Source organism: Streptomyces sp. NPDC060209, assembly GCF_042728155.1.
GTDB lineage: Bacteria > Actinomycetota > Actinomycetes > Streptomycetales > Streptomycetaceae > Streptomyces.
In genome coordinates, this window is sequence record NZ_JBHWZS010000131.1 from 1 (window position 1) to 22,097 (window position 22,097).

The 22,097-nt window shown below is 69.9% G+C and carries 12 protein-coding genes and 1 pseudogene; 5 read left to right on the forward strand and 8 right to left on the reverse strand.

The genetic code is table 11. The features are described 5' to 3' along the window. Nucleotides 1-622 (reverse strand): annotated as a pseudogene (locus ACFWFI_RS23640) (SAM-dependent methyltransferase); the annotation flags it as partial. A gap of 197 nt (nucleotides 623-819) precedes the next feature. Between ACFWFI_RS23640 and ACFWFI_RS23645 the strand changes: the two are divergent. Then, the gene (locus tag ACFWFI_RS23645) at nucleotides 820-1,662 is read left to right on the forward strand and encodes a DUF4352 domain-containing protein (protein ID WP_387393687.1); all 843 of its coding nucleotides are present in this window, start codon (nucleotides 820-822) and stop codon (nucleotides 1,660-1,662) included. A 448-nt stretch (nucleotides 1,663-2,110) separates the two neighbouring features. On the opposite strand, the gene ACFWFI_RS23650 is transcribed toward ACFWFI_RS23645, so the two are convergent. From ACFWFI_RS23650 to ACFWFI_RS23670, 5 genes are all read right to left on the reverse strand, one after another. Continuing rightward, entirely contained in the window at nucleotides 2,111-2,569 is a 459-nt protein-coding gene (locus ACFWFI_RS23650) for an SUKH-3 domain-containing protein (protein WP_387393690.1), read from the reverse strand. After that, nucleotides 2,566-13,197, reverse strand: coding sequence for a LamG-like jellyroll fold domain-containing protein (locus ACFWFI_RS23655; RefSeq protein ID WP_387393693.1), 10,632 nt, complete (start codon nucleotides 13,195-13,197; stop codon nucleotides 2,566-2,568). Before ACFWFI_RS23655 ends, ACFWFI_RS23650 begins: the two co-directional genes overlap by 4 nt. Nucleotides 13,198-13,434: 237 nt before the next feature. After that, nucleotides 13,435-14,001, reverse strand: a complete 567-nt coding sequence (locus ACFWFI_RS23660; protein WP_387393696.1) for a type 1 periplasmic-binding domain-containing protein — start codon at nucleotides 13,999-14,001, stop codon at nucleotides 13,435-13,437. A 50-nt stretch (nucleotides 14,002-14,051) separates the two neighbouring features. After that, the gene (locus tag ACFWFI_RS23665) at nucleotides 14,052-14,354 is read right to left on the reverse strand and encodes a hypothetical protein (protein ID WP_387393699.1); all 303 of its coding nucleotides are present in this window, start codon (nucleotides 14,352-14,354) and stop codon (nucleotides 14,052-14,054) included. Between the two features lie 213 nt (nucleotides 14,355-14,567). After that, the gene (locus ACFWFI_RS23670) at nucleotides 14,568-15,314 is read right to left on the reverse strand and encodes an N-acetyltransferase (protein ID WP_387393702.1); all 747 of its coding nucleotides are present in this window, start codon (nucleotides 15,312-15,314) and stop codon (nucleotides 14,568-14,570) included. A 106-nt stretch (nucleotides 15,315-15,420) separates the two neighbouring features. Between ACFWFI_RS23670 and ACFWFI_RS23675 the strand changes: the two genes are divergently transcribed. Beyond that, nucleotides 15,421-16,149: an HNH endonuclease family protein gene (locus tag ACFWFI_RS23675; protein ID WP_387393704.1), complete on the forward strand. Its 729-nt coding sequence runs from the start codon at nucleotides 15,421-15,423 to the stop codon at nucleotides 16,147-16,149. A gap of 28 nt (nucleotides 16,150-16,177) precedes the next feature. Here the strand turns inward: ACFWFI_RS23675 and ACFWFI_RS23680 are convergent, their stop codons facing one another. After that, entirely contained in the window at nucleotides 16,178-17,044 is an 867-nt protein-coding gene (locus tag ACFWFI_RS23680) for an SCO6745 family protein (RefSeq protein WP_387393707.1), read from the reverse strand. A 104-nt stretch (nucleotides 17,045-17,148) separates the two neighbouring features. On the opposite strand from ACFWFI_RS23680, the gene ACFWFI_RS23685 reads away from it, so the two are divergent. Continuing rightward, on the forward strand, nucleotides 17,149-17,742 hold the full coding sequence (locus tag ACFWFI_RS23685) for a TetR/AcrR family transcriptional regulator (protein WP_387393710.1): 594 nt from the start codon (nucleotides 17,149-17,151) through the stop codon (nucleotides 17,740-17,742). On the opposite strand, the gene mfd is transcribed toward ACFWFI_RS23685, so the two are convergent. Next, entirely contained in the window at nucleotides 17,720-21,250 is a 3,531-nt protein-coding gene (gene mfd, locus ACFWFI_RS23690) for a transcription-repair coupling factor (protein WP_387393713.1), read from the reverse strand. The genes ACFWFI_RS23685 and mfd overlap by 23 nt on opposite strands. 182 nt (nucleotides 21,251-21,432) lie before the next feature. Between mfd and ACFWFI_RS23695 the strand changes: the two genes are divergently transcribed. Together ACFWFI_RS23695 and ACFWFI_RS23700 are read left to right on the forward strand one after the other, a co-directional pair. Continuing rightward, nucleotides 21,433-21,675, forward strand: coding sequence for a type II toxin-antitoxin system Phd/YefM family antitoxin (locus ACFWFI_RS23695; RefSeq protein WP_387393716.1), 243 nt, complete (start codon nucleotides 21,433-21,435; stop codon nucleotides 21,673-21,675). Then, a complete protein-coding gene (locus ACFWFI_RS23700) occupies nucleotides 21,675-22,049 on the forward strand; it encodes a type II toxin-antitoxin system VapC family toxin (protein ID WP_387393719.1) in 375 nt (124 codons plus the stop codon). Before ACFWFI_RS23695 ends, ACFWFI_RS23700 begins: the two co-directional genes overlap by 1 nt. The last annotated feature ends 48 nt before the right edge of the window (nucleotides 22,050-22,097 follow it).

Consider the following 22,097-nt stretch of genomic DNA (forward strand, 5'->3'; position numbering starts at 1 on the left):
GTCCGCCGCCCGCCCCGCACGTGTCCTGTTCGGCCAGGTCCGCCATCAGGGCGCCGAGGTCCGGCGGGGTGAGCGTGTACTGGCGCGGATTGGCGTCGAGCTGGCGGACGAACAGGAACTCGAAGGCCCTGCGGGCTCCCGTCCCGGCCGCGAGTTCGGCGGTGGCGCGCAGCAGGGGCACGGAGGTCAGCAGTTCGGGCGCGGTGGGAGTGTGAACCGCGCGCTCGGGGCCCAGGCGGGCCGTGAGCACCTCGTCCAGGGCGACCGGCAGGACATCCGCCACCCGCGCGTCCGACGCCGCGCTGATCTCCAGCCACGCCGTCGGCCGGTCCCTGACGAGCAGCAGCGCGCAGCCCGCGTGGACCAGCGCGGTGACGGCCCCGGCCGGATGACCGGCCAGCTGCTGCCAGACCCGCTCACGCAGGGGCACCTCGGCCAGCTTCCCCTGGTCGCGGAGCCACTGCTCGACCTCGGGCAGGGAGAAGGACGGGCTGGTGTCGGTGCCGCCGACCGGCCGGGGGAAGTCGGCGTGACGCCGGCGCCAGTTGCTGACGGCCGCGCGCCCCACACCCGCGAGCCGGGCGATCCCGGCGGCGGTCACCTCTGTCGAGTTCTCCGGCACTGACTGTCTCCCCAGTAGATCCGTCGTGCCCGTGAGCATACCGATGACCGGCGCGACACCAATTCACAACCACAGACGCACCCTCATGCGTGAACACTGTTGACTCGGTTCACAAGCTCTGCTGTGATTGACCCATCGGAACAGCGCACGGTGCGCATCACCGCTCACACACTTCATGCTCCTCGGAGGGCACACCCATGTCGTACTCGCAGCCGCCGCAGCACCGGTCCCAGCCCCAGCAGCCCTACGCCCCCGCCCACGCCCCCGGCACACGTCCCGCCCGCAACGGACTCGGTATCGCGGCACTCGTCCTGGGCATCATCGGATCCGTCTCCGGACTGATCCCGCTGCTCTTCTGGCTGGCCGGCATCCTCGGCCTCATCGCGCTGATCCTGGGACTGTCGGGGCGTGGCCGCGTCAAGCGCGGCGAGGCGACGAACAAGGGCGTGACCACCTTCGGCGCCGTTCTCGGCCTTCTGGCGCTGATCCTGTCGGTGGTCGGTGCGGTCATCACGTTCAAGGCGGTGGACGACGCGGTGGACAGCATCGACAAGGAACTCTCGGGGAGTTCGGCCTCCGCCAGACCGGGCGGAGCCGACAACGACGCGCAGGGCGAGGACGCGACGGGCGGGGACGCCCCCGAGAAGGACCAGGCCCTGACGGGGGGTGACGCTGCCGTGTACGACGACGGCCTGGAGGTGACGGTCAACGCCCCGGCCGCCTACACCGCGGGTGAATTCGCGATCGGCCACACCAAGGGCAACAAGGCGTACACCGTCACGGTGGTCATCGAGAACAAGGGCAAGGAGAAGTTCGACGCGACCCTCGTCAGCCTGGAGGCCCGTGCCGGCGAGGACGGGGTGGACGCGGAGCAGATCTTCGACGAGAAGATCGGGGAAGGCTTCACCGGCACCGTCCTGCCGGGCAAGAAGATCACGGCGGAGTACGCCTTCGACGCCCCGGCGGACGCCGGCACCCTGACCGTCGAGGTCAGCCCGGACTTCACCCTCGACGCGAGCCAGTGGGAGCTGAAGCTCTGACGCCCCTCACGCACCGCGGACGCGCGAACCGGCCGCGCCCGCGGTGCCTCCGCCTCCCGTACACGGAGGCGGAGGACGGCAGCGCAGGCTGTCGTCGCTCCCGACACCATCCAGCGTTCGGATACCGACAGAGTCCTCGCGCGGAGGGAAAAGAAGCCTCGCCGGATGATTCTCCGACGAGGCTTCAATGTGTTGTGCGGCCGTGAGGGCGTCAGCGCCCGGTGACTCTCGATGTCGGCCCGTAGTCACCGGATCCGTCCGAGACAGTGATCTCGATTCCACGGTCGGGAAAGCCGCCTGCGCACCGAGCCACTTGCGGCCGCCCGTTCCTCCAGGTGGGGCCTTACTGAGCCAGTTCACTCAGGCAGGCACAAACGGAGCACGGGCCGCCGAAAATCCCGACGGCCCGTGCTCATATCAAAGCGCTCTGGAGAAGAACGCGTCGCGGTCAGAAGAAGGTTTTGTCCCAGGTGCTGGAAACGAAAGCCTTGACCGCTTCTTCGAAGCCGTTTCCGACGCGCTGCATGCCGGCGTCGCCGGCGAACACAATGTCGCCGTTCTCCACGAGCAGTACGTTCTCCTCGGTCTCCATGGCGACCCCGACCGGAACCGCCTTCATGCCCAGCTGCCGGGAGTAGCTACGGACATTGGGTGGATAGACATCCATGGCTTCCTCAAGGGTGACCGAAAGGACCATTTCCTCCCCTGTCCGGGGTGATGTCCAGCCGACCACGATCTCACCGTAGTTCTTCAGGAACTCCCTGAGATGATCGGTGACCTCATATCCGGCTTTCGTGTAGGCGGCGACCGCCGCCTCCAGGTCCACCTCGCCGAACTCGACCCGCTCCACCCCGGTCAGCAGGGCCCTGAGGGCTTCGCGTTCCGGCTGCTCAGTCTGGCTGCTCATCCCGTCAGGACCTTTCCGACAAACCCAGGCACCCATGTTGCGCAGTTGGGGCACATCGGGAACTTCTTACCCTTTTGGTTGACGGTCACGATATCCAGATTCGCTGGATCGGCGCCGTCGTTGATGGCATTGGTGCACATGCGCGCCTCCGCACAGACCCCGGGAGGCCTTTGGTTTTCCAACTGAGACTTCGCCGGCAGTGCGTCCGTCACGGACTTGGCGTGACCGGTCGCCGGTCCGCTGTCGCCCGAATAGACCTTACCCGTCGTCCGATCGCGGCCGACGCTGAAGGCTCCGGGCAGCCGGTCCAGCTCGCCGCGCTCGACACGTCGCTTCGCTGAGGCCACATTCTGCTTGCCCAGGTTCATGAGCCCCTTCTTGATGACGTCGTCGGAGACGTCCAGCGGGCAGGCCCCGTCCGCTTCGTTCTGGTTGTGCACCAGCACCGCGGTGTCACCCGCACCCACGTGGTACGTGTGCAGGCCCTCGACGCTCAGGTCGTACGTGACGCGCTGCGCCGTGTACGCCTTGACGTCGATCACCACGGTCGGCCGGCCCGACTCGTTCTGGAGCTTCTGTCCGGCCTTGAGGTCGGCCGCCTGGGTCCAGGCGTCCTTCGTGGCTTCGTAGAACTGGTGGTGCTTGGTGGTCTGGATCGTCTTCGGGCCCGACTTCGTGGACACGACGACGTCGACGAACTCGCGGTCCGTCTTGGTGACGATGACCGCCTTGACCTTGTGCTTCTCCTTCTGGTTCTTGCCGGGTTCGGCGGTGAGGACGTAGTCCCCGACCTTGATCTCGGAGATCGGCTTGGTCGTGGAGTTCGCCAGCACCACCGGAGTGGCACCGGTGAAGCTGTGCGGGGTGCAGCCCTTGCGGCCGAACTTGCTCGCCGCCGCGCCGAACACACCACCGGTGACCGCGCCCACCGCCGTGGCCTTCGCCGCGCCGCTGACGCTGCAGCCTTCCTCGCTGGTCACGCAGGAGACGCCGTAGCCGACCGCGCCTTCCGCCGCGCCGCCCGCCGCGCCCATCGCCGCGCCGTTCAGCGCCTTGCCTCCGACACCGGCGAGCAGACGGCCCACCGCTCCGGAGGCCGCTCCACCGGCCGCGCCGCCGAGGGCGCCCGTCAGGGCTCCCACGCCGACCGCGGTCGCGAAGCCGGCCAGGGTCTTGGGGCCGTCGCTCATCGCGTAGCCGACCGCGTTGGCAGCGGCGCCCGCGAGCATCCCGCAGGCGACTACGCCCGCGCCGAAGCTCGCCGCCGTGCAGCCCGCGAAGACCACCACACCGGTCGCCACGGAAGCGATCGTCGAGGCGTGCTGCTTCACGAAGTTGGCTGTGGCCTTCGCCGCCTTCTTGACGGCTCTGCCGACCTTCTTGGCGGCCTTCACCACCTTCTTCGCCACGTGCGCGACGGCCTTGGCCACCTTGCGGACCGTCTTCTTGACCTGCTTGACGACCTTGTGGACGTATTTCTTCACGCGTTTGTACGTGCGCTTGACGTATCTCTTGACCTTTTTGACGCTGTCGGCCACATAGCGCACGGCCTTGCGCACCACCCGCTTGGCCTTGCGGACGACCTTCTTGACCGCCTTCTTGATCTTCTTGGCGGCGGACTTGACCTTCTTGGCGACCTTCTTGATGGCCTTCTTGGTCTTCTTCCAGGCCGACTTGACGGTCTTCTTGACCTTCTTCTTGACCTTCTTGATGGCCTTGTCGATGAAGCTCGGCCAGTGGCCCGTCGGGTCCGTGGCCGTCATCGGGTTCTGGTCCGCGTACGCGTAGCGGTTCGCGGACACCGAGGTCGGCAGCGGGTTCAGGCCCACCGTGTCCCGGCTGTTGAACTGGCCGGTCTCCGGTGAGTACCAGCGCGCCGCCATGTTGACCTTGGCGGTCTCCGGGTCCGTCCACCCCGACTGGTAGCCGAGGTGGCCGACCATGCCCTGCGACTCCTCGACCTTGCCGAACGGGGAGTACGTCGTCGAGCCGGCCAGCGCCTCGCCGGCCGCGGTGAACTGGCCCACCACGTCGTCGTGGATGTCGGTCAGCGCGAGCACCGAGCCGACCGCCGACGTGATACCGAGCAGCGAACCGTCGACATTGCGGCTGTACGTCGTGGTGCCGTCGGACGCCACGTCGTTGCCGGCCCCGCTGTACGCGAAGTCGTACACCGAGCCGCCCTGCCCGTCCGTCGCCTTAAGCGTCCGGTCCAGGCCGTCGTACGTGTACGTCCGATCGCCCTCGTTGATCACCCGGTTGAAGGCGTCCGCCTTCACCGAGGTCTGCACACCTCCCTCGTCGGTGACCGTGCGCATCGTGCCGCGCGCGGTGTAGGTGTACGTGCTCTGCCCGTCCGAGGTGAGGCGGTTGCGGGCGTCGTAGGTGTAGGTGTCACCGCCCACGCGGGTCCGGTTGCCGGACGCGTCGTAGCCGTACTGCTCGGTCGTGCTCCCGTTGTTCCAGGACGACAGGCGGTTCGCCCAGTCGTAGGTGTACGTGTTCGTGGCGGCCCCGGCGACACCGGTCGTCGTCTTCGACGTCTCGTTGCCGTTGAGGTCGTAGCCGTAGGTGAAGGACGCCAGCGTCTTCCCGGTCGGCGAGGTCAGCTTGTCGGTGGTGAGCTGGCCCAGGGAGTCGTACGAGAAGGCACGCTTCCCCTTGCCCTGGCCGTAGTCGATCGAGGTGACGTTGGACTCGACGTCGTAGCCGTACGTCATCGAGGTACCTGTCGCCGCGTCCACGGCCGTGTTCAGCCGGCCCGCGGTGTCGTACCCGAAGGTCGACGTGCCCGACGCGTCCTTGCGCGAGGTCATCGCCCCGTTGCCGTCGTAAGCGAACGCGGAGGTGCCGGACGGGCCTTCGGCCTTGAGGAGCAGACCGCGGTCGTCGTAGGAGAAGGTGTCCTTCTCCTCACCCGAACCCGCCACCGAGGTGATCTGGTCGTCCTCGTCGTAGGTGTAGGTGTGGTCGGTGGTCTCCGCCTCCGCGCCCGTACCGTGCTGGCGGACGAGCCGGCTCCGGTCGTCGTACTCGTTGCTGACGACGACCCCGCCCGGGGAGCGCTGCTCCTTCGGACGGCCCGCGGCGTCGTAGACCATCGTGAACGTACGGTCCGCGAGGTCGGGGTGCGCCGGGGTGGAGGGTTCGATCTCCTTCTCCGCCATGCCCCACGCGTTGTACGTGGTGAGGAAGGCGTTGCCCCGGCCGTCGGTGAAGCGCGTGCGGTTGCCCGCCGCGTCGTAGCCGAAGGTCGTGGTGATCGACTCGGTCTCCGAGACCGGCTGGACCGCCTTGGTGATCATCCCCGTCGCGTCGCTGGTGAGCGTGACGGTGTGGCCCCGGTAGTCGGTCACCGATGTCGGGTTGCCCGCACGGTCGTAGGTGGAGCTGCTCGTGCGCAGCACCTTGCCCGTCCCGTCCAGGTCCTTCGTGGCGACCAGCTGGCCGTAGCCGTCGTAGGTGTTGGCCGTGCTGGTGCCGTCGGCATCCACCGAGGTGAGCGGCCGGCCGTCCATGTCGTACGTGAAGCGGCTGGTGGCACCCGCGGCGTCGGTCACCTCCGTCGTCTCACCGAGGGCGTTGTACTTGTAGGACTCGCTCACCCCGGTCGGGCTGACCGTCCGGGAGAGTTCACCTCCCGGTGCGTCGTACTCGTTGATGGAGGTGTACGCCCGCTCGGCCGGCTGGCGCACGATGTCCGTGTCCGTGACCGGGCGGCCGAGGTAGTCCCAGGTGGTCTCCTGGCGGGCGCCGCCGGGCCGTACGGCCGACAGCTGGTCGCCGTTGGGGGTGTACGTGTACCGAGTGGTTGCGCCGCCGGGCTCCCTGACCGAGGCCAGGTCGCCGAGCTGCGTGTAGGCGTACTCGGTGCGCTTGCCCAGGGGGTCGACCTCGGCGGTGACCTGACCGAGCTTGTTGTACTCGTTCCAGGTCATGCCCGTGATCGGGTCCGAGGCCCCCGGCGGGGTGTAGCCGGGCATCGTCGTCGAGGACTCCTGGCCCTCGGCGTCGTACGCCGTCGTCACCACGTTGCCGAGCGGGTCGGAGGACTCGGTGCCCTCCCCGAACGTGTTGTAACCGGTCATCGACACCGGCCGGACGGTCACCGGGGCGGTGCCTCCGGTCTCACCGCTGACGGCCGGCTCGGTGACGCTGGTCTGCTGACCGGCCTCGTCGTAGCCGTAGTCGGTCGTGGCGCCGTTCTCGTCGGTCATCGCCAGGGGCAGGCCGCGCTGGTCCAGCTTCCAGTTGGTGGAGCGCACCGAGCTGCCGGCTGCCGGGAGGGTGCCGCCCTTCAGCGCGGTCACCTGTGACGCGGTCAGCGCCTCGCCGTAGACCTGGATGTCGCTGAGCGAGGCGTCGGCGTTCTCCCCGTAGGCGCCCTGGTGGAGCCTGCGGCCGATCTGCAGGGCCCCGGTGGCGTCCCAGGGAGTGGTGAAGGCGGTCGAGGTACCGGCCTGGACGCCGTTGACGTACAGCCTGATCTGGCCGGCGTCCTTGTCGTAGACACCCGTCAGATGTGTCCAGGTGCCGGTGGTCACCGCGGCGGTACCGGAGCTGGCGCGCACGATGGTCGGGGCGGACGAGTCCGAGGCGTGCCGGTTGAACGTCCAGCCGTACGCCGTGGCGTAGTACAGCTGGAAGCCGCTGCCGATCTCGCCGTCCTGCGCGAGGAAGGTGCTGTTGGCCGCGGTGGAGTTCAGCTTGACCCAGGCCGAGACGGTGAAGGAGCCGCCGGTGTTGACCGCGGCGCCCTTCGCCTGGCCGTAGGCGTTGGCCGTGCCGTTGAGGACGGCGGCGCCGCCGTGCTCGGTGGAGCGGGTGACCGCACTGCCGAGGGTGACCGCACGGTTTCCGCCGGAGGAGTCCGCGGCCGTCAGGCCACTGGTCTCGGCCAGCTTCCAGCGGCCCACCGGTGCGGTGGTGCCGTCGTGGAGGGTGGCCCCGGTGACGTTGCCCAGGTTGTCGTAGAGCGTGTCCTCGGTGCTGGTGCGGCCGTTGGCCGGATCGAGGTCGGTCTCCGAGACGACGTTGTCGTCGGGGTCGTAGCTCACCTTGGTGGTCCGGGCGAGCCCGGCCGGGTCCAGGACCGACGACGTGGTGCGGTCGGCCGCGTCCACCGTGAAGGCGGAGATGGTCCGGCCGTCGTTGGTGACCTGCCTGATCAGGTTGCCGGCCGCGTCGTAGGTGTTGGCCTCCTCGGTGAAGGAGAGGCCGTTGGCCGGGTCCTTGCGCGTCACCGTGGCGGCGAGGCCGTCGTCGGTGTACGTGTACGCCGTGACGTGACCCATCGCGTCGGTGATCGAGGCGAGCCGGCCCGCCGGGTCGTAGGCCCGCGACTCCTGCACGAGGGTGGTGGGCGCCGACGGGTCGGCCGGGTCCCCCGTGTAGTCCAGCAGATTGGTGGTGAGGGGCCTGCCCTCGCCGTCGAAGGTGTACGTGTTGACGTTGCCGGCCGGGTCGGTCTCCTTGACCTTGTTCCCGTACACGTCGTATTCGAACGACGTGGTGTCACCGCCCGGGTCGGTCCGGGAGGCCATGCGGTTGTACGCGTCGTACGTGATCGACGTCCTGCGGGACGCGTCGCCGCCGGTGAGGTCGGCGACCGTCTGCTCGGTGACGTTGCCGTCGAGGTCGTACACCGTGCTGGTCCGCCCGGTGTGGACGGCGCCCGTCACCCGGTTGGTGACCGGGGGGTCGGTCTCGGTGAGGACCTGGTCGTCCTTGTCGTACGTCAGGGTCGTGGTGATGCCGCCCGGCTGGGTGTCCGTCACCTCGGTCCTGGTGAGCTGACGGCCGAGGTTGTCGTAGGTGCTCCGCTCCTCGGCGCCGTTGGCGTCGGTCACCTCGGCGAGGTCACCGTTGGCGAAGTAGGAGTACGCGGTCCTCCGGCCGCCCGGTGTGACCACCTCGGCGACCAGCCCGGCCGGCGCCTTGGCGGTGCCTCCCTCGGCCGCCGGGGTGGCGGCCGTCGTGTACGTGGTGGTGGCGGTCCGGCCGTTGGGGTGGCCCGGCACCGGCGGCGTCGTCACCGAGGTGAGGTTGCCCGCCGTGTCGTACGCGTAGCCGGTCAGGTAGGTGTTGTCCGTCGGCCCCGAGGAACGGCCGTCGCGCTCGGTGAGCACCAGGTCGTTGCGCGGGTCCATCGGCGGGAACGCCGTGGTGGAGTCCGGGTAGTAGGTGTAGTAGTCGGTGGCGCACTTGCCCGCCGCGGTGTCCTGGCACATGGTCTGGGAGACCGTGTTGCCGCGGATGTCGTGGCCGGTGACCGACCGGTTGCCGTTGGCATCGGTCACGGTGTGCAGGAAGCCCGCCGTGTCGTAGCCGTACGTGGTCCGCTTGCCGTTCGTGTCGATCGCGGTCAGCAGGCGGTTGCCCATCTCCGCGTCGTACACGTAGGTCAGCGTCTTGCCGGCCGGGTCGGTGAGCTTCACCGTCCGCACCGGGGCCACGCCCGCGGACGCCTTGTACGCCGACCAGTGCTGCTCGACCTGGTCCTCGGTGAGACCGCCCGCGTGCACGGCGACCTCGGCGATGGAGCCGGTGAAGTAGCTGATGTCGCCGGGTGCGCTGATCCAGCCCTTGGCGAAGCCTGCACCGATGTAGGTGTGCTTGTTGTTCTCGTCGCCGGCCGCCCCGTTGAAGACGCCCTGCTTCACACCGTCCAGGTACATCGTCTGGGTGGTGCCGGTGGCGGAGAGGACCGCGTGGTGCCAGCCGTTGTCGGTGACCGTGGATGTGGAGCCGAAGTCCGTCGAGCCACTGCCGCTCGCGCTCCACCAGTGGCCGCGCAGCTTGCCGTCTGCGGCGACGTAGAGCAGCGGGGAGTGCGATCCCACGACTCCCGCGGGGTCGTTGATGGCCTGGTCCTGGTCGGTGACCAGGACACCGGGCTTCGCCGTCCTGAACCACAGCTCGACGGAGCGGTCGCCCTTGCCGTGCCACGGTGCGTACGGGATCTCCGCGTACGAGCTGGTGCCGTTGAACTGCGCCGCACTGACGTCACCGGCGCCGAAGGGACCGGCCACGCCCTGCGTTACGTTGCTGTACGTACCGAATCCGGTGTGCACCTCGTTGGCGGCCTGCGCGGCACCCTGGGTGTCGTCCAGGCGCCAGTACCCGGCGGGGGCGGATCCCATCACCGCGGAGCGGTAGACCTGCGAGGAGCCGGTGACCGTTGCCGGGTTCAGCTTCCAGGTGCCGCCGTCGCCGTCGGTGGCCTGGAGGACCAGGTCGTCGGTGGTGCCGTAGGTGACGGCGGACTGGGTCTTGCCGTTCGGCGTGGTGATCTTGTTGAGCAGTCCCGCGGACCGGGTGGCCGCCTGGTACTGGGCGGTGATGACCGACGGGTCGAGCGCCTCGGTGTAGACGGCGACCTCGGCGAGCTGTCCCGCGTAGTGCCCCAGCGTGTCGGAGGCGTTCATGGCGGGCCAGCCGTCGGTGTTCACCCCGGCACCGAAGGAGATGTAGGGCTGCTCCCAGTCGTTGATGGCTCCGGCGAGACTGCCCTGCTTGGCACCGTCGAGGTAGAGCGTCTGGGAGGTGGCCGCGCCGGTGAGGGCGACGTTGTGCCACTTGCCGTCCGTGACGGTGGCCGTGGAGGCGGTCGTGGTCATGCACCCGGGTGACATGGCCAGGCAGCCGCGGAGCTTGCCGTCCGTGCCGACGTACACCGCCGGGGTGTTCTTCTTCGTGGTGCCGACGGGGTCGGTGCCGCTGAGCGGCTTGTCACCGTAATAGAAGAGGACACCGCCCGCCTGGGTGGTCTTGAACCACAGCGAGACCGTCGTGTACGAGGGCGTGGCGCCGGGGGCGCTCGGGATCTCGACGTACGACGTGGTGCCGTTGAAGGTGGCGGCCTTCTGCGTGGAGCCGGCCAGCGGGCCCGCTCCGCCGAGGGTCACATTGCGGTAGAGGCCGTTGAACTTGCCCTGGTTGAGGTCGATCGCGTCGGTGGCGACCGTCCCGGTGGTCTCACCGAGCCGCCAGTACGCGAACGGGTCCGCGTCCAGGACGGTGGTGCGGTAGTGGTTGCCCGTCGCGTAGCCGTAGACCGTGCACTTGGTGGCGTCGGCGGGCGGGCAGACCTTGGTGAGCTGGTCACCGGAGTAGCCGTACTGCCAGACCTGGGCGGTGCTCGTGTCCCCGGTCGTGGCGGCGTCGGTGGTCACGGTCGTCACGTGCGGGGCGGTGGCTCCGGCAGGCGTCTGCCAGGCGAAGGCCAGCGACCGGTTGGAGGTCGTGTTGGTGACCTTGCTGAGCTTGCCGCCGGTGTAGGTGAAGGTCTCCGCGCGGTTCGCGTAGTCCTTGATCGAGGAGATCGCGAAGGTGCCGGCCCGGCCCGTCACCGCCTGCTGGAAGCTGTAGACCGTGAAGTCCTTGTCGGTCAGCGTGTAGCCGCCGCCCGACGCGGCGGGTGCCAGCCTGGCGTAGCGGCCCATCGGCGGGACGAAGGTCCCGTCGGCGTTGCGGCCGAAGGCGACCTGCTCGCCGCCCGGGTAGGTGACGACGACGCTGGTGAGTGCGCCGGATCCGTCCTTGACCTCGACGGCCTTCATGTCGGTGACCGTCGCCCAGCCCGCTCCGAAGGCACCGTCGGTGCGCGGGTCGAGGCTGTTGTACGAACGCTCCACCGACAGCGAGGGGCCGACGACCTCGATCTCGGCGTCGGTGTCCTCCGTGGTGTAGTTGCCGTCGCTCGGGTCGAATTCGTGGCCGTCGGTGTTCTGGGCGAGGCCCGAGGTGACCGGCGGCTGCGGCACGGCGGTGGCGAACCGGCTCGCCGAGTACATCACCGAGTCGTATCCGTCGGTGACGCTCACGTACCAGGCGTAGTTCTTGCTCCACTTGAGCTTGCCGGCGGGTATCTTCCAGCTGCTCTTGGCCTGTATCCCGGAGGTGGCGACGGGTGTGGTGCTGTCGCTGTCCGCGTCGTACACCTCGAAGGCGTACGTCAGCGTCGGCATCGGCCACTTGTCGGCGTCGCTCGCGTAGACCAGGAGTTCCGGCTGGAGGGTGTTGGACTGGTGGTTCTCCGGCGGGTACTGGGCGTTGATCTGCGGCGCCGTGTTGGCCGTGTACGTCAGGTCCAGGGCGGGCCGGAACGCCGCCTTGGCGCTGTTGTCCGAGTGGAACTTCTTCCAGTGCAGCCCGTCACCGGTCGGTGCGCTCAGCGCCAGACCGTAGTTCGGACTGCCGGTGGCGACACCGTCGAACCAGCTCTTGGACAGACTCACCGGCATCTTGACGCCGACGTTCAGGTCGTTCGTGCCGCCCGCGTTGTTGCTGCAGGAGGCGCCGGGGGCCGCGGTGACGCTGCCGATCGCGGCGCCGTACGCCGGGCCGGGGTAGGAGGTGACGCCGGACGGTGTCCAGGACGTCGTCACCGGGCTCACCGAGAACGGCTCCGCGGTGCAGGTCGCGGACCAGACCGCGTACACGTTGAGGGTGGCGGCACTGACCCGCTGGCCCTTGAGCGTGGTCCCCAGCGAGGAGAACTGGAGGAACGAGTTCGCCTTGTTGGTACCGGCGTCGTAGCTGCCGACCTTGATCTGGTTCTCGGTGGAGTGGTCGCCGCCGATCGTGCTCTGCGCGTAGGTCGAGTTGCTCGCGGCGACGGTCGGGTCCACGGTGACGGGATAGACCCGGGCCGGGTCGTCCAGCCAGCCCCGGTCGGCGGTCAGCCGGAGCGCGGGCCTGCCGTCGGCGGTGGTCAGTTCGTAGGTGAGGGCCCGGGACAGGGTGGCGTCCCCGGAGCGCGGGTCGACCTTGGAGTCCTCCATGAAGGCGTGCGGAATGGTGGCGGTCACCTCCCCGTCCGCGTCGGTGAACTCCACGTCCCCGCTGTCCGTCACGCGCGGGGTGAGGCCCTTGACGTCGAGGGGGAACAGCCAGGAGTTCGGAGCGTCGGCCGAATGGAGGACCAGGCGCTCCTTGAACCCCTCGGTGAGCGGCGAGAGCAGCAGGTCGGTCTCCGGCAGGACATCGGCGTACGTGGCCGTGTTGTCCGCGTCGACCGTGGGGGTGGCCTTCTTCGCGCCGCGAAGCGCGTAGGCGAGGCTGCGTCCCTCTCCGAAGTCGACGGAGGCGAGCTGCTGGTCGGCGGCGTCAGCGGCGAACTCGACGTCGAGCGAGTTGGCGCTCTGCTGGAGCCTGCCGTCCTCGTCCCTGGTCAGATCGGTGTCGATCGGCTTCCAGGTGCCGTCGGCCGCCTTGAAGTTGGACCGGCTCGCGAAGTGGCGGACCGTGGTCGACCCGTCCGCGTTGACGTAGAAGTCCGATGTCGCCGTGGACTTCTTCGCGTTCCGCTTGCTGGTCTTCGCGTCGAAGCTCTTGGCGTTGCCCGCGGCGGGGTCGGAGACGGCCTTGTCCGCGGGGTCGGCGTAGCGCTCGTACGAGTCGAGCTCGCCCTTGCCCTTTCCAGGGCTGTGGCCCACGCCGAGGTCGCTGCGGGTCTGCGAGGCGGTGGCGGTGTGGCTCTTGCCGCGGGCGGTGCCGCTCTCCTGGTCGGGGGTGTCCGTGGGCGAGGACTCCGCCCACTCCCACAGGCCGGAGAGGGACATCCGGGGCATCGAGAGCGCCGGAAGGGTCTCACCCGCGGCCGAAGCCGTCTCGGTCGTGAGCATGCAGGAGAACGAGACAAGTACGGCGAGTGCCGTACCTCGTGCCCTGCGACGCCCGATGGGACCGGGTGGGAAGAACTGTGATGGTCTACGCCATCGAGCAGGCATCAGGGCTGCTTTCTCTTCACGAAGTCTACAAATAGCCTCGCGAGATTGCCCTACCGTCGGTCACAAGATCTACTCAATCCACCGTCGGCCTTATGCGATCTTTATCTCATAGTAAAGACTTCCCCATGACACCTATGGCCCGGCGTCCTTGACGATCCGTCGGACGGTCTCCGCGACCTCGTCGGTCAGCCCGGCGCCAGGAGCCACGACCGTGAGCCCGCCGGTCGTGCCCGCGGCCGTTCCCTGTGCTCCGACGACCACGAACCGCACCTCCGGATGGCCCTTCACCGCCTTCCGCACCGCCTCGGTCTGGGCGGGTCCGGCCGCCAGTACGATCTCGCAGCCGCGCTGGACCAGGCTGTTCAGGTGGGGCTGCGCGTTCGCCTCCGACTGCTCGCCCATGACCGGGAGATGGGTGACACGGACCCGCGTGTCGCCGGAGGCCCGCTGCATGCCCTGCCAGACCGGAGCGGCGGGGGTGCCCGTCACGATGCCCTGGTCACCGGTGAGGAGGCAGGCGTCGAAGTCCCGGTACTGGCGCGCGCGGGCGTCCGGTGGGCCCGCCGAGTCCCCACCGGTGAACAGCCAGCCGACGAGGAGTGCGCACACGAGCGCGAGCGCCCCGCCGGCCGCCCAGACGCCGCGGCGCCCGCGGAAGGTGACCTGCGACGCGAGGAGGAGCCTTCGCACACGGGGCATCCACCGGCCGGTCGCGGCCGTGCTCCTCCCCCTCCACGTACGACGGGTCTTCACGCCGTCACCTTCGCTTCGTGAACGGGCCGTTCGGGTGCGTGCCACCCGAACACGGCATGCGCCGCCGCACCGAGGGTCGTGCCCAGCAGCAACAGCAGATCCACCGCGAAACCCGGTCCGTGGGTCTCGACCGGGGTGAGAACCGCCCAGGCGAGCCACGCGGTGGTGACGGCGGTGAACCCGGCGCACACCAGCCAGTCGGCGGCCCTTCGCCGGCGCAGGGCGATGACGAGGGACGGGACGAAGGCCAGCATGCCCAGCGTGACCAGGGGCACCACGGCCACCAGGACTCTGGGCATTGCCGTCAAGGTCGCCGTCATCGGCGTACGGGGTCTTCGGTCGATGCCGACGGGCGCAGCAGGCTTCACGGTCTGTTCCTTACGGGAAGGCACGGGGGAGCCCACTCGGGCCGGCCGGGCGGGAGCGCGCACAGGGCCCCGGGGCGATGTGGACGCTGTACGGTACATGGCGATTCCGGCGTGACGGCACGGAGGGCACGATCCGCCCCTTGCTCACGCCCGGTGGCGCACCCACACGTTCGGCTCCACGTACACGGCGTATCCGTGGGCGAGCGAACAGTGCACCGGCACAAGGGCGCCGGGCACCTCCACCGCCCCCTCCGTGTCGAAGGGCAGTCCGGTCCAGGCCCGCCAGCGCTCCAGGGACCCGCTCACCGTCATCGACACCGGAGCCACCGCCTCGATGACTCCACCGGCCCGCACGTGCACCCGCAGCCAGGGGTCGTACGGCAGCCCGTCCTCCTCCCGGACGCGCCGGGCGTAGTCCTCCATGGGCGCCGCCGCATCGGTGTGCTTCGCGTTCGGCCGCACCGGCGCGACGAGCTCCTGGAATCCCAGCCGCCCGGCGTTGTCCCGCATCGCGGCGACCATCAGGCCGGAGATCCCGTGCCCCAGCCACCCCTTGGCGACGGTGATCTCGATCGCGCCGACCGTGTCCGGTGTACGCCCGACCCGCAGGTCCGAGAACGCCCAGAGCAGCAGCCGGTCCCACCCGCCCTCGGGCAGCCGCCCCCGCCCCGGCGCCTCCAGGGCGAACGGCACGCTGTACGCACGTGCCACCACAGCGCCGTCCGGGTCGGTGGCCACGAGCACGTACTCCGGGAACTCCTTCACGATCCTGGGGAAGTTGGCCCAGCCGATCGGGTCCTCGAGTATGAATTCCGGCCATGTGTTGGGCATCTCGTCCATGGCCCGGGCCAGCTCGGGACGCTCGGCAAGTGTGGTGACAGTCAGGTCCATCCACCGAACGCTAGACATCCCGCAACGGTCGGCCAACCCCATTTCGCGGCGTCCAGGGTCATGCGCCCTCCCGGCGGCCCGCACCCTGCACCTACCCTGATTCCTCGTGACTCCCTTCCACGCCCCGCCCCGCGCCCGCCGCCTGCTTCCGTTCGCCACCCTGACGCTGGCCGGTGCGCTCGCCCTGTCCGGCTGTGAGATCACGGACGGCCCGGCGGACACGGCGCCCGGCCCCGTCTCCGCCGGTTCGGCGTTGCAGGCCACCGGCAGCCTGACGGTGAAGGGCCGGGCGCCCAGGACGGGTTACGAGCGCGACGCGTTCGGGTCCGGCTGGCTCGACACCGACGACAACGGATGCGGGACCCGCGACGACGTACTGGCCGCGCAGCTCGACGACGTCGCCCGGGACTCCGACGGATGCAAGGTGCTGCGTGGAGTCCTCGACCCGGACCCCTACACCGGAGGCCGCGTCACCTTCGTACGCGGACGCAGCAAGGTCGACATAGACCATCTCGTCGCCCTGTCCGACGCCTGGCAGAAGGGCGCGCAGAAGTGGAGCGACGCCAAGCGGCGGGCCTTCGCGAACGATCCGCTCAACCTCGTCGCGGCCGTCTCCTCCGCCAACCGCCGTAAGGGGGACGGGGACACCGCGACCTGGCTGCCCCCCAACAAGGAATACCGCTGCACCTATGTGGCGGGGCAGGTCGCGGTCAAGAAGAAGTACGGGCTGTGGGTGACACCGGCCGAGAAGGACGCGATGACGAAGGTGCTGAAGGCCTGCCCGGACCGGAAACTGCCCAGCGGCGGCAACCCCACGGAGGCCGGCACCCGCTGACCGGGGCGGCCTCGCCCCGGCGCCGCCCTCATACCTTTCCGATGCCCAGCGTCGTCTCGGAAGGCAGCAGCCCCGAGCCGAGCACCTCCACCCACAAGGGCCCCAGCAGCTCCACGAGCCGCTCCTGTTCCGCCAGGTCCAGGGCTGCCCACGGGGCGGACGCCAGTTCGTCCGTGCGCCGTTCCACCTCGGCCCGCAGGGCCCGGCCGGCGTCCGTGGCCGTCCCGTCCTCCTCCAGGAGCCCGCGCTCCAGAAGACGGTCGCGCGCCGCCGACCACTCCGCCCCGCTCCACCCCCGGCTCTCGAACACCTGCGGGCGCGCCGCCCCGACGGCCGCGAAGGAGACCAGCGACTCGACCGGGTCGAGGCCCGCGGAGGCGAGCGCCTCCAGATGGCCGTCCCCCCGGTGCTCCCGCAGGACCGTCGCGGCGTGCCAGAGCGCCAGGTGGGGCGCTTCCGGCCACGGCAGCGCGGCGACGGCCGAGGCGAGCGGGCGTCCGGTCACGTCCGCCGCCTGGGCGGCCCGCCGGGCGAGCGCGGCGGCCTCGGCGAGCTCCGGACCGTCGACCCGGTCCCCGAACAGTGCCCGGTACGCCCGGTCGACCGCCTTCGCCCGGGAGGCGAGAACCGTCTCCGGGGAGGCGACGGACCAGCCGGCCGGCACATATCCGCCGATCATCCGGGGACTGAAGCTGTAGAACGTCTCCACCACCCGGTCCGCGCCCACCGCCCCGAGCGGCGCGGCGCGCCACGCGAAGTAGCTCGGCCAGCGCTCGTCCGTGGCGTATCCCAGCGCGGAGGCCTCCTCGAAGGCTTCCGGCGCGTAGTAGAGGACGGCGTGCAAGGGCTCCAGCAGGTGCCACATCCGGCGCACGCGACCCAGTTCGTCGGACATCTCCCGACCTCCCGCTCCCGGTCAATCTTGTCAGTGACTAGATATCCAGAGTGCGCCTACGCCGCCAACTTGTCAATGACTAGATTGCGCGTACCGTACGTGGCATGACCAGCGAACGCACCTATCACCACGGCGACCTGCGGCGGACCCTGCTCACCGCCGCCCTCGACGTCATCGCCCAGGACGGCCCCGACGCCCTGTCCCTGCGCGACCTGGCCCGCCGGGCCGGCGTCTCCCATGCCGCACCGGCCCACCACTTCAAGGACCGGACGGGCCTTCTCACCGCAGTCGCCGCCGAGGGCTACACCCTGTTCGCCGACGCCCTGACCGACGCCCCGGACCTACGGGAACGCGGCGTCGCCTACGTGCGGTTCGCGGCAGGGCACCCCGCGCACTTCCAGGTGATGTTCCGCCCCGAACTGCACCGCCCCGACGACCCCGGACTGATCGCGGCGAAGGCCCGCGCCACCGAAGCCCTGCGCGCCGGGGTCTCAGGCCTGCCCGACACCGCCCGCGGCGAGGACGACCGCCTCGCGGGCATCGCCGCCTGGTCCCTCGCCCACGGCTTCGCCACCCTGCTGCTCAGCGGCAACCTGGACGCGCCCGTGGGGGACAGGGACCCCGAGGACGTCTTCCGGGTCCTCGCCGGCCTCCTGTTCCCCCAGGATCCGGGAGTCAGGACCCCAGGATCGTCGTGAGGAACTCCCCCGTCCAAGACAGGAGTTCGCGGCCCACCACCGGCTTCCCGCCGATCCGGCCCGCCGTCGGACGCGGCACCAGGATCTGGTGGGCCGCCGGCTTGATGACCGTCTTCGGGTGCAGCCGCTTCAGCCGCAGCTCCTGCGACTCCCGCAGCTCCACCGGCGCGAAGCGGATGTTCGGCCCCTGCAGCACGATCTCGCCCACCCCGCAGGCCCGGGCCAGCATGCGCAGACCCGCCACCAGCAGGAGGTTCTCCACCGGCTCCGGCAGCTTGCCGTAGCGGTCGGTGAGCTCCTCGCGCACCGCCCTGATGTCCTCCTCCGAATTCGCCGAGGCGATCGCGCGGTACGCCTGCAGGCGCAGCCGCTCGCCCGGGGCGTAGTCGTGCGGGACGTGCGCGTCGACCGGAAGCTCGATCTTGACCTCCAGCGGCGGCTCCTCCTCGACCCCGCCGTCCACCGCCGCCCGGTAGTCCGCCACCGCCTCGCCGACCATCCGGATGTACAGGTCGAAGCCGACCCCCGCGATGTGGCCGGACTGCTCGCCGCCGAGCATGTTCCCGGCGCCGCGGATCTCCAGGTCCTTCATCGCCACGTACATGCCCGCACCCATCTCGGTGTGCTGGGCGATCGTCGCCAGACGTTCGTGCGCGGTCTCCGTCAGCGGCTTCTCCGGCGGATACAGGAAGTAGGAGTAGCCCCGGTCCCGGCCTCGGCCGACACGGCCGCGCAGCTGGTGCAGCTGGGAGAGACCGAAGTTGTCGCCGCGCTCCACGATCAGCGTGTTGGCGTTGGAGATGTCGATGCCGGACTCGACGATCGTCGTGGAGACCAGGACGTCGAACCTCTTCTCCCAGAAGTCGACGACGACCTGCTCCAGCTGGCTCTCCCCCATCTGCCCGTGCGCCGTCGCGATCCGCGCCTCGGGCACGATCTCACGCAGCCGCGCAGCGGCCCGGTCGATGGACTCGACCCGGTTGTGGATGTAGAACACCTGGCCCTCGCGCAGGAGTTCACGCCGCACGGCCGCGCCGATCTGCTTCTCCTCGTACGGCCCGACGAAGGTGAGGACCGGGTGCCGCTCCTCGGGGGGCGTCGTGATCGTCGACATCTCGCGGATGCCCGTGACGGCCATTTCGAGCGTTCGGGGGATGGGCGTCGCCGACATCGTGAGCACGTCCACGTTGGCCCGGAGCTTCTTCAGCTGCTCCTTGTGCTCCACGCCGAAGCGCTGCTCCTCGTCGACGATGACCAGGCCGAGGTCCTTGAACTTGGTCTCCGACGAGAACAGCCGGTGCGTGCCGATGACCAGGTCCACGGACCCGTCCTTCAGCCCCTCCAGCGTCGCCTTCGACTCGGTGTCCGACTGGAAGCGGCTCAGCGCCCGCACGTTGACGGGGAACTGGGCGTACCGCTCGGTGAAGGTGCCGAAGTGCTGCTGGACCAGCAGCGTCGTCGGCACCAGCACCGCGACCTGCTTGCCGTCCTGGACCGCCTTGAAGGCCGCGCGCACCGCGATCTCCGTCTTGCCGTAGCCGACGTCGCCGCAGATCAGCCGGTCCATCGGGACGGACTTCTCCATGTCCTCCTTGACCTCGGCGATCGTGGACAGCTGGTCGGGCGTCTCCGCGTACGGGAAGGCGTCCTCCAGCTCCCGCTGCCACGGGGTGTCCGGGGCGAACGCGTGGCCGGGAGCCGCCATCCGCGCGGAGTACAGCTTGATCAGGTCGGCGGCGATCTCCTTGACCGCCTTCTTGGCCCGCTGCTTCGTCTTCGTCCAGTCGGCGCCGCCGAGGCGGTGCAGGGTCGGGGCCTCGCCGCCGACGTACTTGGTGACCTGCTCCAGCTGGTCGGTGGGGATGTAGAGGCGGTCCCCGGGCTGGCCGCGCTTGGCGGGGGCGTACTCGACGAGGAGGTACTCGCGGGTCGCGCCCTGCACGGTGCGCTGGACCATCTCGATGTAGCGGCCGACACCGTGCTGCTCGTGGACGATGTAGTCGCCCGCCTGAAGGGTCAGCGGATCGACGGACTTGCGGCGGCGGGCGGGCATCCGCCCCAGGTCCTTGCTCGCCGTGCGCTGGCCGGTCAGGTCCGTCTCGGTCAGCACCGCCAGCTTCAGGGCCGGGTCGACGAAGCCGTTGTCGATGGCCCCGCACGAGACGTGGACGAGCGACGGCGTGATCTCGGTCAGGTGCTGGTCGAGCCTGGCCGCGATGCCCTCGCCGCCCAGCACCTCGACCGTGCGGGAGGCGGGCCCCTGCCCCTCGGTGACGTACACCGTGCGCCAGCCGTCGGCGAGCCATCCCTTGGTGTCGGCGAGCGCGCGGGCGGTGTCGCCGCGGTACGCCTCCGGGGCGTGCATCCCCAGCTTCAGGGTGTCCCCGTCCAGGTCCTCGTCGGCGGCGAACGGGGAGGTGGACCACCACATCATGCCCAGCTCACGGGCCCGGTCCCGGACGTCGGCGATGCCCCACAGGGAGGCCGCGCCGACATCGATCGGGGCCTCGCCGCCGCCCGCGGTGGCCGCCCAGGACGCCTGGAGGAACTCCTGGCTGGTCGCGACGAGGTCCGCCGCCCGGGTCCGCACCCGCTCGGGATCGCAGACCAGCGCCATGGAGCCCTTCGGCATGACGTCGAGCAGCAGTTCCATCTCGTCGACGAGCACGGGGGCCAGGGACTCCATGCCCTCCACGGCGATCCCCTCGGCGATCTTCCCCAGCAGCTCGCCCAGCTCCGGGTGCGCCTCGGCGAGAGCCGCCGCCCGGGCCCGTACGTCCTCGGTGAGCAGCAGCTCACGGCAGGGCGGGGCCCACAGCCCGTGCTCGGCGACCTCCAGGGACCGCTGGTCGGCGATCTTGAAGTAGCGGATCTCCTCGACGTCGTCGCCCCAGAACTCCACCCGGAGGGGGTGCTCCTCCGTCGGGGGGAAGACGTCCAGGATGCCGCCGCGCACGGCGAACTCCCCGCGCTTCTCGACCAGCTCCACGCGCGCGTACGCCGCTGCCGCCAGCGCGTCCACGACGTCACCCAGGTCCGCGGTCTGTCCACTGCTCAGCGCGACGGGCTCCAGGTCGCCGAGCCCCTTGACCTGCGGCTGGAGCACGGAGCGGACCGGGGCGACGACCACGCTGACCGGCCCGGTCTCCGGGTCGTCCTGCCGGGGGTGAGCGAGCCTGCGCAGCACGGCGAGGCGGCGGCCCACGGTGTCCGAGCGGGGCGAGAGCCGCTCGTGGGGCAGGGTCTCCCAGGAGGGGAACTCCGCCACGGTGTCGGGAGGCAGCAGGGTCCGCAGCGCGGCCGCCAGGTCCTCGGCCTCCCGGCCGGTCGCGGTGACGGCCAGCACGGTGCGCCCCGCCTCACGCGCCAGAGCGGCCACGGCGAAGGGGCGCGCGGCGGGCGGGCCGACCAGGTCGACATGGGCCCGGTGGCCGTCGGATGCGGCCTTCACCGCTTCGGAGAGCGCCGGGTCGGTGACGACGACGTCCAGCAGACCGTGCAGGCTCATGAAGGGTTCCGTCCGGTGTGGCGAGTGAGCAACGCGAAGGACCCGACACGTGGGACGGGCCGGGGTGTCCAGCGTACGACGCCGGTGTGTCACTCGCGCGAGGGAACGCCGTTGTCCGTACGGCGGCAGCGGGGCTAGCCTTAGTCCGGTACCTAGTCCACTTCTGGCCCGAGCGAGGCGTCATGGAAGCAGCCCGGCAGTACAACGTGCACGAGGCCAAGACCCACTTCTCCCGGATACTGCAACAGGTCGAGACCGGCGAGGAGGTCGTCATCAGCCGGGCGGGCGAGCCCATCGCGAAGGTCGTGCCCCTTCACCCGAAGGTGCGCCGGACCGGTCGTGGATCTCTCCGGGGACAGATCCACATCCCCGACGACTTCGACGAGCTCCCGGACGACATCGCCGACGCCTTCGGGATGCACTGATGCGCCTTCTGCTCGACACCCATGTCGCCCTGTGGTGGCTCGACGACTCCTCTGAGCTCTCCGACGAGCTGAAGGACCTCATCGACACGGAGCCTGCCGTCTACCTCAGTGCCGCGACTCCGTGGGAAATTGCCATCAAACAGTCAGCCGGGAAGCCGGCAGGGCCCGATGATCTGGCAGAGCGGGTCCGCGACTGCCAGCTGACCAGCCTCGCGATCACCGCGGGGCACGGCGTCAAGGCAGGCCGCCTCCCCCCGCTCCACCGTGACCCCTTCGACCGCATCCTCGTCGCCCAGGCCCAGACCGAAGGGCTGACGGTCGTCACCCGCGACAAGTGGATCCCCCAGTACGACGTACCGGTCATGCACGCCTGACGACCGCGGCCATGACAAGATCCGGCCCCGGGGCGTTTGGAGGAACGC

What these genes read in the sequence shown, in the direction of transcription:
- ACFWFI_RS23685 (WP_387393710.1), top strand. Translation starts at nt 17,149, where the DNA reads ATGACCAGCGAACGCACCTATCACCACGGCGACCTGCGGCGGACCCTG.
- ACFWFI_RS23700 (WP_387393719.1), top strand. Translation starts at nt 21,675, where the DNA reads ATGCGCCTTCTGCTCGACACCCATGTCGCCCTGTGGTGGCTCGACGAC.
- ACFWFI_RS23680 (WP_387393707.1), bottom strand. Translation starts at nt 17,044, where the DNA reads ATGTCCGACGAACTGGGTCGCGTGCGCCGGATGTGGCACCTGCTGGAG.
- ACFWFI_RS23660 (WP_387393696.1), bottom strand. Translation starts at nt 14,001, where the DNA reads ATGCCCCGTGTGCGAAGGCTCCTCCTCGCGTCGCAGGTCACCTTCCGC.
- ACFWFI_RS23645 (WP_387393687.1), top strand. Translation starts at nt 820, where the DNA reads ATGTCGTACTCGCAGCCGCCGCAGCACCGGTCCCAGCCCCAGCAGCCC.
- ACFWFI_RS23650 (WP_387393690.1), bottom strand. Translation starts at nt 2,569, where the DNA reads ATGAGCAGCCAGACTGAGCAGCCGGAACGCGAAGCCCTCAGGGCCCTG.
- ACFWFI_RS23695 (WP_387393716.1), top strand. Translation starts at nt 21,433, where the DNA reads ATGGAAGCAGCCCGGCAGTACAACGTGCACGAGGCCAAGACCCACTTC.
- ACFWFI_RS23655 (WP_387393693.1), bottom strand. Translation starts at nt 13,197, where the DNA reads ATGCTCACGACCGAGACGGCTTCGGCCGCGGGTGAGACCCTTCCGGCG.
- mfd (WP_387393713.1), bottom strand. Translation starts at nt 21,250, where the DNA reads ATGAGCCTGCACGGTCTGCTGGACGTCGTCGTCACCGACCCGGCGCTC.
- ACFWFI_RS23665 (WP_387393699.1), bottom strand. Translation starts at nt 14,354, where the DNA reads ATGCCCAGAGTCCTGGTGGCCGTGGTGCCCCTGGTCACGCTGGGCATG.
- ACFWFI_RS23670 (WP_387393702.1), bottom strand. Translation starts at nt 15,314, where the DNA reads ATGGACCTGACTGTCACCACACTTGCCGAGCGTCCCGAGCTGGCCCGG.